Below are 12,634 nucleotides of genomic sequence, written 5' to 3'. Positions count from 1 at the left end.
TCATGCCCTATCTGTTTTCCATCCATTCAGGCTTACCAAAACCTTCAAAATCTGAATCAATCGTTTCTTCAAATTCCGGTGATTCTACGATTTCGATCAGATCTGCCGCAAGTTCTGAATCTTCATTTTCAGCAGTTACAGCTACTACATTACGGTATTCATCAGGCATGTCTTCAAGTGCGAGTGCATCCAGAAGATTCATTTCCGCTGCTAAAGCAAAGTTACCGGGCACTGCTGCAAGGTCTGCACTCTCAACTGCACGTGGCAGCCCGCCAGCTTCAATCGGCTGGAACTCAAGGTTTTTCGGGTTCTCCTGAACATCGTTTTCTGATACAGTCAGTTCAGGTGCTTCCGGATCGAGTGTAATCAGACCGTGATCCTGAAGCACAAGAAATGTACGTGCTGCATTCACCGGATCATTCGGGATCGCAATCGTTGCGCCATCCTTAACTGCGTCAATAGAATCGTAAACATTAGAGTAGATGCCCATTGGTGCAGTCGGTACCATGATCAGTCCTGAAAGGTCCATATCGTTTTGTTCTTCAAAGTTTTCAAGGTAGATGGTGTGCTGGAACAGGTTAGCATCAATATCCCCATTATCAAGCGCATTATTTGGCTGGATATAGTCACTGAATTCAACAATTTCAACTTCATATCCCTTTTCTTCAAGGCCTGGCTTAATCGCTTTATTGAGCATATCGCTATATGGTCCTGCTGTACCGCCAAGCGTTACTGATTTTGCATCGCCTGCTTCGCTGTCACTGCCTCCACCACATGCAGCAAGTGCAGCTGCAGAAGTTAATACTAGTACCGATAATAAGCTCTTTTTCATGTTGAAATCTCTCCCTTATCTTTTATCAATTGCTTTAGATGTCCAGTCACCAATCTGTTGAATCAACTGGACGAGTATAATGAGAATCACGACAGTTACGATCATGATCGTATTATCATATCTGTAATAACCAAACCTGATGGCAAGGTCACCAATTCCACCGCCACCAACAACGCCAGCCATTGCGGAGTAGGCAACCAGGCTGATAATCGTCAATGTAACGCCCTGAACGATACTTGTTTTCGCTTCAGGTAATAACACATCTTTAATAATCATCCATGGTGTAGCACCTACTGCTACAGCGGCTTCAATCACACCTTTATCAATTTCTCTCAGCGCTGATTCCACAATCCGGGCAAAGAAAGGAATGGCTGCCACTGATAACGATACACTTGCAGCGGCCGGCCCAATCGTTCTGCCGACAATCAAATCTGTCAGTGGGATCAATGCAACGAGCAGGATAATAAAAGGGATAGAACGAACCATGTTAATTACAAAACCAAAACTGGATTGTATGATCCGGTTTTCAAGAAACAACCCCCTGTCAGTCACGAAAAGCAAAACGCCAAGCGGCAAGCCGAGGATAATGGCAACAGCGAGTGAGATACCAATCATATAAAGCGTCTGACCAAAAGCAACCCAGATCTCCGGCATTAATTCAATCATTCTGGAAAACTCAAAGCCCATTTCTGATCACCTCCACCTGAGCGCCGCGCTCTTCCATGTATGAAACAGCCTTGTTGATTGCCTTATGATTACCCTGTACTTCCATCAGGAAAATGCCAAGCGGACGTTCCTGTATATACTCAATTGAGCCGTGAAGAAAATTGCCTTTTATATTAAATTGCTGAATCGTATCTGTAATCACACCTTCGCCTGCAACGTGTCCTCTGAATAAAACTTTTAGAATTCGTCCTCTGCATTCATTAAGTATCGCTTCAGGAATATCAAAGGAAACAACGCTTTTGATAAACTCTTCAGCAAGCGGAGTCTGCGGGTTTGAAAAGATATCATAGACACTACCTTCTTCAATCACTTTTCCATCCTGCATAATCGCCATCCGGTCGCAAATTTCCTTCACCACATTCATTTCATGTGTGATGAGGACGATTGTGATATTCAGCTCGCGATTAATCTTTTTCAGCAGCCTGAGAATCGACAGTGTTGTATTCGGATCAAGTGCTGAAGTGGCCTCATCACACAACAGAACAGAAGGATTATTAGCCAGCGCCCGGGCAATGCCAACACGCTGCTTCTGTCCGCCGCTTAACTGTGCGGGAAATACATCCTTTTTATCTGCAAGAGATACCATTTCAAGCAGTTCAGTCACACGGTCTTCAATCTCATTGCGCGGCGTTCCGGCTGCACGTAAAGCAAAAGCGATATTTTCAGCAACTGTCTTCTGACTGATTAGGTGAAAATGTTGAAAAATCATCCCGATTTTGAGTCTGGCTTTTCTGAGTTGGGGACCTTTAAGCTTTGTCAGGTCAACCCCGTTTACCTCGATCTGCCCGCTTGTTGGTTTTTCAAGCAGATTCAGACATCTGATGAGTGAGCTTTTTCCTGCGCCGGAGTATCCGACAATGCCGAAAATATTCCCTTCAGCAATTGTCAGTGATACGCGATCAACGCCTGATACACTGCCCTTTTTCGTCTGATACACTTTTGATAAATCTTTGATTTCAATCATGGCAGTCTCCTTCTCAAAAAAATAAAAAAGTGCCTCTTTCACTCGGAAAGAGACACCTGAAAATGGAATCGGGTTATCTTTCAGAATGAAATCATTCTGTAGGAATTGGCACCTTCCCAGCTCAGCTGGGGGTTGCCGGACGTCATCGGGCCTGTCCCTCGGTCACTCTTGATAAGTTCAATATGAAGTTGTTTTAAGATAGGATTAATATTATCGGGTATTCCGGGCGTTGTAAAGGGATTTTGAAAAGTTTTTGTAATAAAGCGAAAAGTCTGTTTTTATGTAAGGGTTTTCATTACTGGTATATAAGCGTTAAGGTTACAATAGTTTCTTGAAATAATATTTTTTAGGGGATTGATATAGCCTGTACAAAGTAAAAAGACATATCTGAGCAGTTTTTCGGGTAAACCCAAACAAAAGCTCTTTTGGAGGAATGACAGATGGATAGTATTATTTTTGATCTTGACGGAACACTATGGGATCCGCGGGAAACCGTGTTGACGTCCTGGAACCGGGCGATTGATGAACATCCGGCAGTGGATAAGAAACTGACGCTTGAGGATCTGAAGCAGACGATGGGTAAGCAGATGCATGAGATCTCACAAATCTTTTTCCCTGAGCTGAGTGAAGAAGAACAGAAATCAGTCATGGATTATTTGACTGAGATTGAAATTCCTTATGTCGCAGAAAACGGTGGGGAGCTGTATCCGGGTCTTGAAGATACGCTTATTTATCTTTCAGGGAAGTACAAATTATTTATCGTCAGTAATTGCCAGGAAGGATATATAGAGGCATTTTATCAATACCACAAACTTGACCGGTTCTTTGATGATTTTGAAAATCCGGGGAGAACAGGACTATCGAAAGGTGAGAATATTAAGCTCGTGATTGAACGAAACGGGCTTGAGGATCCTGTGTATGTCGGTGATACACAGGGCGACAGGGATGCTGCGCGTAAGGCAGGCGTACCATTCGTTTATGCAAGGTATGGGTTTAGCGAAGTGGATGATTATGAGTACGAAATAGAAAATCTTGCTGAATTGAAAAGGCATTTTTAACGGCCAGTCCTCTAAAACGTAAAACGATCCCCGGCATGTTACACTGAAATCAGGAGATAATAGCCAGAGGAGGGATGCACGATGACACAGCGAACAAAAGCAGGGTGGAAGCTTGAACAGACGTATGTCACACTTCCGGAGATTTTTTATTCGGAGATGGAGCCAAACCCTGTCGCAAGCCCTGAGTTAATCGTTCTGAATGAATCGCTCGCAGCAGAACTTGGCCTGGATGCGGAAGTGCTTGAAGATGAAGAGGACATCCTTGCAGGTAATGAAATACCTGAAGGGTCCAAGCCGATCGCGCAGGCTTATGCAGGCCATCAGTTTGGCCAGTTCACGATGCTTGGCGATGGGCGTGCACTGTTATTTGGAGAGCAGGTTACACCAGATGGAGCGCGTAAGGATATTCAGCTGAAGGGATCAGGCCGTACGAAGTTTTCACGCGGGGGAGACGGGCGTGCAGCGCTTGGACCGATGCTGAGAGAATATATCATCAGTGAAGCAATGCATGGACTCGGGATACCAACAAGCCGGAGTCTTGCCGTGACGCTCACAGGCGAGACAGTGATGCGTGAGAGGATGCTGACAGGAGCTGTACTGACACGTGTTGCGTCTAGTCATCTGCGGGTTGGAACATTCGAGTATGCAGTCAGACTGACAGAAGCTGAGAATGTGAAGGCACTGGCAGATTATGCAATTGACCGTCATTTTCCACATGTGAAAGACTCGGAAAACCCATATGTGGGGCTGCTGCAGGAAGTGATGAAGAAGCAGGCCGAACTGATTGCGAAGTGGCAGCACGTCGGTTTTATTCATGGTGTCATGAACACGGATAACATGACGATCAGCGGTGAATCAATTGATTACGGTCCATGTGCATTTATGAATGAATATAATCCATCAACTGTCTTCAGTTCGATTGATGTGCAGGGCCGCTATGCATATGGCAATCAGCCGCATATCGGCGGATGGAATCTTGCGCGGTTCGCTGAAAGTCTGGTGCCTGTCCTGCATGATGACCAGGAAAAAGCGATCGAGCTTGCCCAGCATGAAATGAATCAGTATAAAGACCTTTATTTCAATGCCTGGCATAGTGGTATGCGTCAAAAGCTTGGTCTGATCAATGAAGAACCTGAGGATGAGCAGCTGGTTGAGCAGCTGTTGAACCTGATGCATAAAAATAAAGCAGACTTCACGAATACATTCAGAAAGCTGACGCTTGGTGAAGTGCCGATTCAGGGAGAGGCGTTCGCCGAATGGCTGGCGCGCTGGAATGAGCGACTTGAGCGACAGGATGCTTCACCTGAAGAGGTACGGAAGATCATGCAGTCACACAATCCAAACGTGATCCCGCGTAATCACCGCGTGGAAGAGGCGATCAGCGCAGCGGTTGAGCGTGATGATTTGAGTGTCATGCACAAATTGCTTGATGTGTTAAAGGATCCTTATGCATATCGTGATGACCAGACGCCTTACTGTGAGGGTCCTGATTCTGATGCAGGGCCGTACCGTACGTTTTGCGGGACATGAATATGGACAAAAAAGCTGCCTTTGAGGGGCAGCTTTTTGTGTGGATGCGGGGTGGGTCTTTTGGCATGAATTTGTGAATCATGGGAGGAATTTCATGAACGTCACTGGTAATTTCATGAACAACAGTGGAAATCTCCTGAACATCAAAGCTTATCTCCTGAACTACACTCAAAATCTCATGAACCCAACCCGGCAATCACCCCCGCATCAACCGTTCAAAATACCGATCCATCTCCTCAGCTGTAATCGACTTTTCCTGTCTGAGCCACCACATATGAAGCGTCGCAACGGTACTGCCGTGGTGTTCTGCATACAGTTCAAGCGGGACATCCAATTTGTCCGCTTTTTCTTTCAGCAGCGTCAGGTCCCGCTCGATGTTGTTCTTTAAAGACTGTTGCAGGCGGTTTCCAAGGTACGTATCATTCTGGTTCGCTAAGAATACGTGCTCAAGCTCCTCAAGATAATCAAGCTTCTGCATGATGCTGAAAGGCTTAGTCAGCCGTTCGATCCGCTCTATTTCATTTAGCGCATCATCGAGTCTGCCGAGTTCACGGACGAATAAATCATATTTATCCGTGTAATGTGAGTAAAATGTTGACCGGTGAACCATTGCTCCTTCACAAATCTGCTGAACAGTTACGTCTTCAAATGTCATTCCGGGTTTATTGAGCAGCCGGATCAGGGAATCAAACAGCAGTTTCCTCGTTCTCCTCACTCTCAAATCTTCTTTTTTCATAGACATATCTCCTACACTGTCGTTTATCTGTACATTATATAAAAATTGATCATTCAAAACCACTATTGAATCCTTTATGATAAAGCTTGTGATTTTTATCTATAGAAAGGGTGATTCGAATGACCGAATCTTTTCAGCATATACGTAAAGGCCCAATGGTAGCAGTCATGCTGATGGGTGCCTTTTTTGCTTTACTGAATGAGACACTTCTTGCAACTGCGCTTCCTGAGATCATGGTGCATTTTGATATTGGCGCGCATCAGGTACAGTGGCTCACAACCGCATTCCTACTGACAAACGGGATCATGATTCCGATCTCAGCATTCTTCATTGGTAAATTTACAACAAGACAGATTTTTATTACTGCCATTACGGTATTTGCTTTTGGAACCGGGGTAGCTGCTTTTTCAGATTCATTCGAGTTGCTGCTTGTGGCAAGAATTGTTCAGGCGATGGGTTCAGGTGTAATGATGCCGCTTATGATGACCGTACTACTGAATATTTTCCCGGTTGAAAAACGCGGAACTGCGCTTGGGCTTATGGGGCTTGTGATTTCATTTGCGCCGGCAATCGGTCCGACATTATCCGGATTTCTTGTAGAGTATTATAACTGGCGCATGCTGTTCTACGCAGTTCTGCCGATTGCCATTTTGACATGGATTATGGCATTTATTTTTATTAAAAACGTAACCGAGCAGACCAATCCGTCAGTGGATGTGATCTCGATTGTGATGTCTTCCCTTGGTTTTGGCGGACTGCTGTATGGGTTCAGTGCAGGGTCTGAGCGAGGCTGGGATGATGGCCTGGTGATCGCCTGTGTAGCAGGGGGCTTCGTTATTGTCGGGCTGTTTATTCTGAGACAGCTGCGTCTTAAAACGCCTCTTCTTGAATTCCGAGTATTTAAAAATAGAGACTTCTCTCTCGGTTTAACTGTTTCAGTATTCGTGATTATTGCGATGATCAGTGCGGAGACCATTCTGCCGATGTATATGCAGACAGCAAGAGGCATGACTGCACTTGATTCAGGGCTGATGCTGCTGCCTGGAGCCATTGTGATCGGAATTATGTCGCCGATCACAGGTATTCTCTTTGATAAGTTCGGTGTGAAAAAGCTTGCGATTCCGGGTATGCTGATCGTTGTCGTCACAACATTCTTCTTCACAACGCTTGATGCGACGACTTCAATTACGACGATTACAGTCGTGTATGCGATCCGGATGTTCGGCTTGTCATTTGGTATGATGCCTGTGATGACACACGCATTAAATCAAATTCCTGCTAAGCTGAATGCGCACGGTTCTGCGATGGCGAACACGATGCAGCAGGTAGGTGCTGCGATCGGAACAGCGATTCTGATCACGATTATGACTCAGGCTTCACTGAATTTTGAACCTGATATGTCTAATTATGCAGGGCTTGGAGCTGAACAGCTTGAAGCAGCTGTATCTGCTGATGCATTGTACTCAGGTTACGGTCTGACGTTCACAGTCGCAACAGGGATGGCACTCGTAGGATGGCTTCTGGTGCTGTTTTTGAAAGAAAGAAGGAAAGATGCTGTGGAAGCGGAGTCTGTTGAAGAGAAAAGAATGACTTCATAAATTAAAAAGGTGTCCGGCGCTTGAGTGCCGGACACCTTTTTTAATGCTGTATCAATAACTGGTTTCTGGTGAAAGCGGAGCAGTTGTGACTGACCGTCGATCTTGTTTTTAATACCATCCAGGGTCAGAATACGACCATGAATGGACGTGATGCGACCATTACCGGGCACGATACAACCATAAATGAACGTGATGGGACCATTACCGGGTACAACACGTCCATCGCCCGGCAACATCAACCCTTAACCGCGCACGATTTTCCCAACAACAGAAAGGGTCTCATCAATATCTTCCTCAGAAACGCCATTATTTGTGACGAATCTGACAATGCCAGGACCGAATGTGCCTGCAATGATGCCACTTTCTTTTAACTGCTCGAGAAACACTTCTGTTTCCATGCCTGAGTCAGATAAATTCATTAAGATAATATTTGTTTCCACTTCATTATCAATGACAACCCTATCAATATTCAGCAGGCCGTCTGCAAGTCTTTTTGCGTTGGCATTGTCGGTTTTCAGACGTTCAGCATTTTCACTGAGGGCAATGATGCCCGGTGCTGCAATGACACCGACCTGTCTGAGACCGCCGCCGAGGCGCTTGCGCCATTTGCGGGCCTGCTTGATAAAATCATGTGATCCTGCAATGATCGACCCGACAGGTGCACCGAGACCTTTTGATAAACAGAACTGAACTGTGTCTGTATACTGCGCGTATTCTTTTACTGAAATGCCGGTGGCTGCCTGTGCGTTGAAGAGTCTGGCTCCGTCGAGGTGGACGGGTATGTGATGCTTTTTGGCAATCTCGTGGATGTCTTTCATATTTTCAAGCGGGAGGACTGCACCGCCTGCTTTGTTATGGGTATTTTCAAGCGTGATCAGTCCGGTTTCCGGCTCGTGGATATCTGCACCGCGAATCGCTGCTTCGACCTCACCTGGATTCATCGCACCGCGCTCGCCTTTCAGCGTTTTAATCTGAACGCCTGCAAGCGCAGACATTGCAGCTGCTTCATATAAAAACAGGTGTGCCTGCGACTCCATGATTACTTCCTGACCCTGTCTGCAATGCACAAGTCCTGCGATCTGATTTCCCTGTGTGCCGCTTGTGACAAAGAGTGCAGCTTCTTTTCCGAGCAGATCAGCGGCCGTTTCTTCAAGCCGGTTAACTGTCGGATCTTCACCGTATACATCGTCACCAACTTCGGCCTCATACATGGCTTTTCTCATTCTTTCATCCGGTTTCGTTACCGTATCACTGCGCAAATCAATCATGTATACCCCTCCTGAGCGTAATCTCTGCTTTTTAGGATACGCTGTTACACCTATCCGGGCAAGCGATCAGAACGTGAATTTCCATATGCAGGATTTTGTGAGAGCCATATAGAAGTCAATCAGATAACAAGGGAAAATGGGAGGAATGAGATATGAAGAGTCAGCTTTCAAACGAATTTAAGCAATTTGCAAATGAACAGTGCGAGGGATCGAGCCCTTTATATAAAGCTTTATCGCTGCGTATTTCACAGGATGAGGAGGTGCTTGGTGTCTGTCTGGATGCAAATGAGGGTCAGCCGGTACCGAATCTTTTATTCGGTGCTGTTCAGTATATGCTGATGAAAGAACCGCATCACGTGCTGAGAGCATTCTATCCGAGTCTGACTGAACGTGCAGAAACGGGGCAGGATGCATTTCCGGCTTTTAAAGAATTCGTCCTGACGCATCATGAACCGATTCGTGAATTGTTAAAAACACGCCGCGTACAGACGAATGAAGTAAGAAGGTGCGCATATTTGTACCCTGTATTCGCTTCTTTATTTCAGGAGGTTAAAAAGCCGCTGTCATTGATTGAGATCGGGACAAGCGCAGGGCTTCAACTGCTGTGGGATCAGTATGGGTATGCCTACAATGGTCAGACTTATAGTAATCAGAACGCTGAATTGGTGCTTTCATCTGAAGTGAAGAGCGGCCGTCTGCCTTTGCTGCCGGAAAACATGCCTCCTGTTGCTGAGAGAGTTGGGGTAGATCTGAATGTCAGTGATTTGACAGATGAGGATGATCGTCTGTGGCTGAAGGCGTTGATCTGGCCTGAACATCATGAACGACGAAGCAATTTTGACCGCGCTTCAATGGTCGTGAGGGAAAATCCTCTGCGTCTGATAGAAGGAAATGGTGTCAGTCTGCTGCCTGACCTGGCAGAAAAGATGAATAGAGACAGCCTGCTCTGTATTTTTCACACTCATGTGGCGAACCAGATGCCTGCGCATGTCAGAGAAGACTTAATGGAAAAGGTTGAAGCGCTCGGTGAACAAAGAGATACTGCACACATTTTTAATAACATTACTGATGGTAAGCTCCGCATTGATCTCTTTGTGAATGGACGCCGGACCAGTCAGGTAATTGGTGAGACAGATGGACATGGCCGGTGGTTTGAGTGGCGTGCTGAAAAATGGCAGGGGGAGTGAATCTTTTTTAGGGCTTGCCCGTATATGAACAAAGGAGTGTTCAATCAATGAAGAAATTTGAATACCGCATCGAGTATATTGAGATCAGATCAAACGATAAAGATGAAATAGAACGACGGCTTCTGGACATGCTGAATCAAATTGGCAGTGAAGGCTGGGAGCTCTCAGGGATAAATGGACCAATGCTTTATTTCAAACGTGAGGTGATCAACTGATGGCGTATGAACAGAAAACGAAAGAGCATGATGGCAGTGTGATTGAATTCATTGAGGCTGTGGAATCTCCAAAAAAACGGGAAGATGCATACAGGCTGCTTGAGATCTTTGAAGAAACTTCAGGCTATCAGGCGAAGATGTGGGGGCCGAGCATCATCGGATTCGGCTCTTATCATTACCGGTATGCAACGGGCCATGAAGGCGATGCGCCGCTGGTCGGTTTTTCACCGAGAAAAGCAAAGATCAGTCTGTATTTTGCAACGGGAGATCCTGAGCGGGAAGCGCTGCTGAAGGATTTCGGTAAGCATACTTCGGGTAAAGCATGTGTGTATATCAATAAGCTCGATGATGTACATACTGATGTATTAAAGGATTTGATCAGACAATCAATTGAATTTTTACAAAAAACGTATCCGGCGGAAGGAGCAGATAACTGATGAAAGAAGTAACAAAAAGAAGATTTAAAGCGATTTTAATTGATTTGGCGGTATCGAGTGCAGTGACAGCGGGTGTTGAATACGTACTTAGAAAAAAAGTTAAAAACGAGGCGTTTCATGCGCTCGTGACCCCTACTGCAGTGATGTGGGGATTAGAACTCGCACAGCTTAAAAGCTGCGGCCAGACAGTAGGTTACAAGGCAATGGGACTGAAGCTTGAAAGTGAAGATGGCTTCCCTCTGACAACAGAACAGCTGTTAAAGCGAATGGCTTACCGTGATACAATTGGCGGATTTAAGTATATGAAAGATAAAGAAGCCTACGTGGGGACAGATGGCAGAAGCATGGCACATGACCGTTATGCAGCTGTTGTGGTAAACGAAAGGTAGGAGACTGACGTGAGAGATCAGAACCGGACATGGATGAGCGGGGTTTATCTGGGATTGAGTGTACTGGTCCCGGTATTTATGCTGTTGCTTGAGCCGGTCCGGACAATCAGTATGGACCTTGAGAGTGTGATGATGCTGGCCATTCTCGTGCTGACCCCTGCTTGTCTGGTATTTATGGTGATCACAGTGATTCGCGGGGAGGAGAGAAATCTTCTTACCACGATCGCAACGATTTTGACAGTCGTCAATGTGGCAGTGATTTTATATACCGTTATATTTGTATTTTGATACGATTAAATATCTTTTAGGTGACAAAGTGAAAACAGACGTTTGACTAAGGCCTCCCGGGGAATTCATATCCTTTAGGAGGTTTTTCTGATGAGTAAAATGAAATTGGCGTTTCTGGCACTTACTGTTCTAACAGCTGGAGCAGGCGGGTTATGGATCTATGATCACAATACGCCCGAACGCGGTCAGGAGCTTGTGGCGCTTGGTGATTCACTGACATATGGAATAGGGGATCAGTCAGGCGCAGGGTATGCTGAGAACCTTGAAGAAGTGATAAATGATATTCGTGAGGAACCGCTGACAGTCTATAATTATGGGATCCCCGGGCAGCAGACTGACGGGTTGCTGTCCCAGCTGCAGGATGAAGACGTGAAAGCAACGCTGAAAAATGCAGAGTACTTTACGATATTTATAGGTACAAATGATCTGATCAAAAAAAACGGCGGAGATCTGAACCCACTGTATGATGATCGGATTCAAGCAGGTAAAGCAGATTACGAAAAGAATCTGGAAAAGATACTCACGATCATTCGTGAGGAAAATCCTGAGGCACCGATTCTATTTCTCGGATTATTTAATCCCTACCCTGAAAACAATGAAATCCAGCAGGTTATTGATGACTGGAATGCCTTAAGCAAACAGATGCTTGAAGAGTATCCACGCGTAAAATTCATTGCGACAGACGGTATTTTAAAAGAAAAAAGCACTGAATATTTCAGTGATGCGCTCCACCCGAATAAAAGAGGCTATGAGTTAATCACAAAGAAAATGATAGAAGAATATGACTTTTAGAAAAAGCAAAGTGAGAGTTCACTTTGCTTTTTTGCGCATTAAAACGGGTTCATAGTCTGTCAGCAAACCTTCATAGATTAATGTAGTTTGATCTGATCTCCTGAAGTCATCAGGTTCCACCAGGGCAGGAAGCTTATCCCACAGTCTTACACCGGCTCTGTGAAGAATCTCTGCGACAAACTGTGAACAGAAGTATGACCCGTGCGGCTCAAAGGGCTCCTTGAAGGCAACACCCAGCACCCCAAGCAGATTATAAATCGTTTTTTGGTCTTTTTTTTGAAATAAACGAATCATTCTCCTGATCTTTTCGTATTGACGGGTAGTGATGGTCATTTCACAAACCGCACAAGTTGTATGAGGAAACTTTTTATAGGTTCCCTTAAGCACATCCTCCTGGACGAAACCGCCATTAAAGGGGTTATTAGGATTCTTGCGGCCGAAGCTATATAATTGAATCAGTTCTTGATCAAGAGACAAAGAAGAGTGATTATAAGGTGCTTTTGTATAACGCTTGATTGTTTTGGTAAAAGCAGTTCCTGTATCTGTCAGCAAAATGTAAATCTTTTTATCGTCCAAAAATGATGTCACTCCTTTCAGAAAAGCGAGGTGAATAG

15 protein-coding genes and 1 riboswitch are annotated in these 12,634 nt (G+C 45.2%); of the genes, 9 read left to right on the top strand and 6 right to left on the bottom strand.

Annotated elements, in window-relative coordinates; all coding sequences use genetic code 11:
• Positions 1-7: 7 nt before the first annotated feature.
• The 3 genes from KP77_RS04670 to KP77_RS04660 are packed head-to-tail and all read right to left on the bottom strand — an operon-like array spanning position 8 to position 2,522.
• Positions 8-832 carry a MetQ/NlpA family ABC transporter substrate-binding protein gene (locus tag KP77_RS04670; RefSeq protein WP_041121540.1) on the bottom strand — a complete coding sequence of 275 codons (825 nt, stop codon included), beginning with the start codon at positions 830-832 and terminating at the stop codon, positions 8-10.
• Between the two features lie 15 nt (positions 833-847).
• Positions 848-1,519, bottom strand: coding sequence for a methionine ABC transporter permease (locus KP77_RS04665; protein WP_041121539.1), 672 nt, complete (start codon positions 1,517-1,519; stop codon positions 848-850).
• Complete coding sequence (locus KP77_RS04660) at positions 1,509-2,522, bottom strand: methionine ABC transporter ATP-binding protein (RefSeq protein WP_041121873.1); 1,014 nt, start codon at positions 2,520-2,522, stop codon at positions 1,509-1,511. The genes KP77_RS04665 and KP77_RS04660 overlap by 11 nt, the downstream gene beginning before the upstream one ends.
• A 70-nt stretch (positions 2,523-2,592) precedes the next feature.
• Positions 2,593-2,700: riboswitch (SAM riboswitch) on the bottom strand.
• Between the two features lie 262 nt (positions 2,701-2,962).
• Between KP77_RS04660 and KP77_RS04655 the strand changes: the two genes are divergently transcribed.
• A complete protein-coding gene (locus tag KP77_RS04655) occupies positions 2,963-3,580 on the top strand; it encodes an HAD family hydrolase (protein WP_041121538.1) in 618 nt (205 codons plus the stop codon).
• Between the two features lie 81 nt (positions 3,581-3,661).
• Complete coding sequence (locus KP77_RS04650; protein WP_041121537.1) at positions 3,662-5,110, top strand: protein adenylyltransferase SelO; 1,449 nt, start codon at positions 3,662-3,664, stop codon at positions 5,108-5,110.
• A gap of 196 nt (positions 5,111-5,306) precedes the next feature.
• On the opposite strand, the gene KP77_RS17510 is transcribed toward KP77_RS04650, so the two are convergent.
• Positions 5,307-5,846, bottom strand: coding sequence for a TetR/AcrR family transcriptional regulator (locus KP77_RS17510; protein ID WP_052473971.1), 540 nt, complete (start codon positions 5,844-5,846; stop codon positions 5,307-5,309).
• A 119-nt stretch (positions 5,847-5,965) separates the two neighbouring features.
• On the opposite strand from KP77_RS17510, the gene KP77_RS04640 reads away from it, so the two are divergent.
• Positions 5,966-7,444: a DHA2 family efflux MFS transporter permease subunit gene (locus tag KP77_RS04640; RefSeq protein WP_041121536.1), complete on the top strand. Its 1,479-nt coding sequence runs from the start codon at positions 5,966-5,968 to the stop codon at positions 7,442-7,444.
• Between the two features lie 242 nt (positions 7,445-7,686).
• On the opposite strand, the gene ltaE is transcribed toward KP77_RS04640, so the two are convergent.
• Complete coding sequence (ltaE, locus tag KP77_RS04635) at positions 7,687-8,712, bottom strand: low-specificity L-threonine aldolase (protein WP_041121535.1); 1,026 nt, start codon at positions 8,710-8,712, stop codon at positions 7,687-7,689.
• Between the two features lie 152 nt (positions 8,713-8,864).
• On the opposite strand from ltaE, the gene KP77_RS04630 reads away from it, so the two are divergent.
• From KP77_RS04630 to KP77_RS04610, 6 genes are all read left to right on the top strand, one after another.
• Positions 8,865-9,899, top strand: a complete 1,035-nt coding sequence (locus KP77_RS04630) for a DUF2332 domain-containing protein (protein WP_041121534.1) — start codon at positions 8,865-8,867, stop codon at positions 9,897-9,899.
• 47 nt (positions 9,900-9,946) lie between these two features.
• The gene (locus KP77_RS17940) at positions 9,947-10,114 is read left to right on the top strand and encodes a DUF4177 domain-containing protein (protein WP_152614665.1); all 168 of its coding nucleotides are present in this window, start codon (positions 9,947-9,949) and stop codon (positions 10,112-10,114) included.
• Positions 10,114-10,551: a DUF1801 domain-containing protein gene (locus KP77_RS04625; RefSeq protein WP_041121533.1), complete on the top strand. Its 438-nt coding sequence runs from the start codon at positions 10,114-10,116 to the stop codon at positions 10,549-10,551. The genes KP77_RS17940 and KP77_RS04625 overlap by 1 nt, the downstream gene beginning before the upstream one ends.
• Positions 10,551-10,940 (top strand): RDD family protein, encoded by a 390-nt coding sequence (locus KP77_RS04620; protein ID WP_041121532.1) that lies wholly within the window; start codon positions 10,551-10,553, stop codon positions 10,938-10,940. Before KP77_RS04625 ends, KP77_RS04620 begins: the two co-directional genes overlap by 1 nt.
• Positions 10,941-10,949: 9 nt before the next feature.
• Positions 10,950-11,228, top strand: a complete 279-nt coding sequence (locus tag KP77_RS04615) for a hypothetical protein (RefSeq protein WP_041121531.1) — start codon at positions 10,950-10,952, stop codon at positions 11,226-11,228.
• Positions 11,229-11,318: 90 nt separating this feature from the next.
• Positions 11,319-12,020: a GDSL-type esterase/lipase family protein gene (locus KP77_RS04610; protein WP_041121530.1), complete on the top strand. Its 702-nt coding sequence runs from the start codon at positions 11,319-11,321 to the stop codon at positions 12,018-12,020.
• Between the two features lie 18 nt (positions 12,021-12,038).
• On the opposite strand, the gene KP77_RS04605 is transcribed toward KP77_RS04610, so the two are convergent.
• Positions 12,039-12,596 carry a hypothetical protein gene (locus tag KP77_RS04605; protein WP_041121529.1) on the bottom strand — a complete coding sequence of 186 codons (558 nt, stop codon included), beginning with the start codon at positions 12,594-12,596 and terminating at the stop codon, positions 12,039-12,041.
• Between the last annotated feature and the right edge of the window lie 38 nt (positions 12,597-12,634).

Origin of the sequence: Jeotgalibacillus alimentarius (assembly GCF_000829445.1) — a bacterium.
Classification (GTDB): Bacteria; Bacillota; Bacilli; order Bacillales; family Jeotgalibacillaceae; genus Jeotgalibacillus; species Jeotgalibacillus alimentarius.
This window is presented reverse-complemented; position numbering and strand designations above follow the sequence as displayed.

Excerpts from the sequence above, each read along its gene's own strand:
- KP77_RS04640 (WP_041121536.1), top strand. The coding sequence starts at position 5,966 with ATGACCGAATCTTTTCAGCATATACGTAAAGGCCCAATGGTAGCAGTC.
- KP77_RS04655 (WP_041121538.1), top strand. The coding sequence starts at position 2,963 with ATGGATAGTATTATTTTTGATCTTGACGGAACACTATGGGATCCGCGG.
- KP77_RS04620 (WP_041121532.1), top strand. The coding sequence starts at position 10,551 with ATGAAAGAAGTAACAAAAAGAAGATTTAAAGCGATTTTAATTGATTTG.
- KP77_RS04660 (WP_041121873.1), bottom strand. The coding sequence starts at position 2,522 with ATGATTGAAATCAAAGATTTATCAAAAGTGTATCAGACGAAAAAGGGC.
- KP77_RS04665 (WP_041121539.1), bottom strand. The coding sequence starts at position 1,519 with ATGGGCTTTGAGTTTTCCAGAATGATTGAATTAATGCCGGAGATCTGG.
- KP77_RS17510 (WP_052473971.1), bottom strand. The coding sequence starts at position 5,846 with ATGAAAAAAGAAGATTTGAGAGTGAGGAGAACGAGGAAACTGCTGTTT.
- KP77_RS17940 (WP_152614665.1), top strand. The coding sequence starts at position 9,947 with ATGAAGAAATTTGAATACCGCATCGAGTATATTGAGATCAGATCAAAC.
- KP77_RS04610 (WP_041121530.1), top strand. The coding sequence starts at position 11,319 with ATGAGTAAAATGAAATTGGCGTTTCTGGCACTTACTGTTCTAACAGCT.
- ltaE (WP_041121535.1), bottom strand. The coding sequence starts at position 8,712 with ATGATTGATTTGCGCAGTGATACGGTAACGAAACCGGATGAAAGAATG.
- KP77_RS04625 (WP_041121533.1), top strand. The coding sequence starts at position 10,114 with ATGGCGTATGAACAGAAAACGAAAGAGCATGATGGCAGTGTGATTGAA.
- KP77_RS04670 (WP_041121540.1), bottom strand. The coding sequence starts at position 832 with ATGAAAAAGAGCTTATTATCGGTACTAGTATTAACTTCTGCAGCTGCA.
- KP77_RS04650 (WP_041121537.1), top strand. The coding sequence starts at position 3,662 with ATGACACAGCGAACAAAAGCAGGGTGGAAGCTTGAACAGACGTATGTC.
- KP77_RS04630 (WP_041121534.1), top strand. The coding sequence starts at position 8,865 with ATGAAGAGTCAGCTTTCAAACGAATTTAAGCAATTTGCAAATGAACAG.